This is a genomic window from Solirhodobacter sp., assembly GCF_964715405.1.
Window position 1 is genome coordinate 1 of record NZ_CBAICG010000093.1, and the last position, 3,042, is coordinate 3,042.

At 70.2% G+C, this 3,042-nt stretch carries 2 protein-coding genes and 1 pseudogene; all 3 read right to left on the bottom strand.

Features of this window, described 5'->3' with window-relative positions:
- Window positions 1–714: pseudogene (locus AC11WY_RS19245) on the bottom strand (acetate/propionate family kinase); the annotation flags it as partial.
- Window positions 715–720: 6 nt separating this feature from the next.
- Entirely contained in the window at window positions 721–2,082 is a 1,362-nt protein-coding gene (locus tag AC11WY_RS19250) for a bifunctional enoyl-CoA hydratase/phosphate acetyltransferase (RefSeq protein WP_482928487.1), read from the bottom strand.
- Window positions 2,079–3,042 (bottom strand): DUF3141 domain-containing protein (locus AC11WY_RS19255; RefSeq protein WP_482928489.1); only part of this gene is annotated, 964 nt, incomplete at its 5' end. The genes AC11WY_RS19250 and AC11WY_RS19255, both read right to left, overlap by 4 nt.

The window sequence follows — 3,042 nt, forward strand, 5'->3', positions numbered from 1 at the left end:
CGCCATCGGCAGGCCCGACAGGCCGCCAAAGCCCATCGTGGTGTCGATGCTGCGCCCGTCGAGCATCGCGCACAGGCTGGCGCCGCCGCCCAGATGCGCCGCGATCACCCGCCGCGCCTGCGGCGCGACCTTCGGCACCTGACGGCTGATGTAGTCGTAGGACAGGCCGTGATAACCCCAGTGGCGCACCCCGGCATCGCGCACCGATTGCGGCAGCGCATAGGTCTGGGCCACCTCGGGCATGGTGCGGTGAAACGAGGTGTCGAAGCAGGCGACCTGAGGCAGGGCGGGAAACGCCGCGGCAAAGGCGCGCGCGCCGCGGATGTTGAACGCCTGATGCGAGGGTTCCATCGCAGCCAGCGCATCAAGTTCGTCCAGCACGTCGGGCGTCAGCAGCACTGGCGCCTGATGGTGGCTGCCGCCCAGCACCACCCGATGACCGGCGCCGACAATGCGGGTGTCCTTCAGATTGGCCTCGATCCAGGCCAGCACGAAGGTCAGCGCCGTGCCGTGATCAATCGCGCGACCCGTGCCCCAGTCGTGCGAGCCCAGCGGCCGTTTCGCGGCATCGGTGACGGCGAAGGTCGGATCGTCCTGCATCCCCGCGATGGCGCCGTGGCACAGCGGCTGTGGCGTGCCGCAGGGTGCCCGTGCATAGGCGCCGAACTTCAGGCTGGTCGAGCCGGAGTTGAAGACGACAATCGCCTCGACCATCGGGCGCTACCCCGCCGTGTCGGGGGTCAGGATCGTCGGGTCGCGCGCCAGCGCCTCGGCATAAAGCACGGCAGCGGCGGCCGAGAACAGCCGTGCCGCGATGGTGTCGGCCCGGCTGGTCAGGATCACCGGCACCCGCGCGCCCACGACGATGCCGGCCATCTGCGCGTCGGCCATGAAGGTGAGGTTCTTGTAGACCATGTTGCCCGCCTCGATGTTGGGCACCAGCAGCACATCGGCGATCCCGCACACCGGCGAGGCGATGCCCTTGACCCGCGCCGCTTCCGCATCCACCGCGGCGTCAAGGTCAAGCGGCCCGTCGACGATGCCACCGACGATCTGGCCGCGATCCGCCATCTTGGCGAGGATCGCGCCGTCGAGCGTGGCCTGCATCTTGGTCTCCACCATCTCGACCGCCGCCAGCACGGCGACCTTGGGCACCGCGATGCCAAGCGCGCGGGCAAAGCCGATGGCGTTCTGGCAGATGTCGCGTTTCTGGTCGGTGGTCGGCGCGATGTTCAGCGCGACGTCGGTGACGATGAACTGGCGCGCGTAGGTCGGCACCGACATCAGCGCGCAATGGCTGAGCGTGCGGGCGGCGCGCAGCCGGGATTCGGGTTGCAGGATCGCGTGCAGGAACTGGCCGCTGTGCAGGCTGCCCTTCATCAGCGCGCCGATCTCGCCCGCCCCGGCGGCCATCGCGGCCTTCAGCGCGGCCTCTTCGGGCCCCTCGGCCGCCACGATCCGGCACAGCGAGATATCCAGACCGGCGCCCGCCGCGATGCGTCGCATCTCGTCCGGGGGGCCATAAAGGACCGGCACGATCAGATTGGCCGCCGCCGCCGCGACCGCGCCGCCCAGCGCGTCGGCGCTGCAGGGATAGACCACGCCGGTCAGCATCGGGGCAAGAGTGTCGCAGCGGTTGATCAGCCCCTCCAGCCGGTGCTCTGCCACCTCGCGGCTCTGGTGCGCGGTGGGGGCCAAAACGTCAAGGCTGGCGGTCGCGACAATCCGCCCGGCGGCGTCGGTGCAGGTGCCGTCGAGCACGACAATCCCCTGCGCGGCGCGTTTCTCGCGCACCACCAGCCGCGCCGTCAGTTCGGCGCCGACCGGCAAGGGGCCATCGATGCGAACCGAGGTGGCCCGGACCGAACTGCCCGGGCCGGGCAGTTCCGATCCGATCATCGCGACCAGAATGGCGGTGACGATGCCCGCGGTATCCTGGCTTTGGCCAAGCGCGGTGAAGGCATCCTGATTGCCGAAGACGATGCCCCAGGCCCGCAGGTCGCCGACACCCAGGGTGCGGGTGACCTTGGCGGTGTCGCCGACGCTGATCTGGTCGAAGGTCTTGTTGATGAGAAGCGTCATCCCTTGGTCCTTGTCGGTTTGCGAACGGGCAGCGGCGTCCCGGCGCCGGTCGGGGTCTGGGGCAGGGTCTGGGGCAGGGACGGCAGCATCCGGACGAGCCGCGCCAGCCGGTCGCGCATCGCGGGCGTCGGCGGAGCGCCCGCCGACAGGATGGTTTCCACCTGCCGCAACAGGTCGCGGCGGGCGCCCGAGTCCGGCACGATGCCCGCCAAAGCCGCGATCGCGCCGTCACCCTCAAGCTGAAGCACGAAGAACTGGTCGCGCACCAGCGTCTTGAACGCGGCGAGGGACAGGTGCATCAGCTCCTTGCGCACCACGTTCAGCGCCAGCGCGCTGCGTTCGTCAACCGATTGATCTGCCATCGCGGCGTAGAGAACGGCGCGGACCAGCGCCTCGTCGAAACCGCCCGCGTCCAGCAGGGCGGCCTGCGCCGAACGCTCGGCCCGCACTGCGGCGCGCTGGGCCGGGGTCGTGTCGGGAACCGGGCGCACCTCGGTTTCGGCGGTGATCCCCAGCATTGCCTGCAGCAGGGGCGATCCGTAGATGCCGAAGAACGCCTGTTCGGCCATGTCGTCCCGCAGCCTGCGATAGCCGTCAAGGGCGGCGGTGATCTGGTCGGACAGCCGCTGCTGCGCCGCCAGCAACGGGTTGTCGGCGGCGGCGGGTTTGCGGGTGGCGGCGGCCTCGGCGGCCATCACCTTGACGGCGGCCATCCACGGGTTCGCGTCGGCGAACATCGTGTAGCTGAGCCTGAGCGGGTTCATCGCCCTGGCCAGGCGGGCGCTGGCCTCGGTGGTCAGGGCGCGCACCGCCGGTTGCAGCGTGGCACGATAGAGCGCGAGGTTGAACGCCGACAGGCGCGCGACGGCGGCGAAGGCGCGGTCATCCTCGGGGCTGTTGCGCCCCAGCGCGCGGATGTCATCCACCGTGCGCGCCTCGAAGGTCGAGATCCAGTTGTCG

Coding starts and splice junctions, on each gene's coding strand:
- AC11WY_RS19250 (WP_482928487.1), bottom strand. CDS start 2,082: ATGACGCTTCTCATCAACAAGACCTTCGACCAGATCAGCGTCGGCGAC.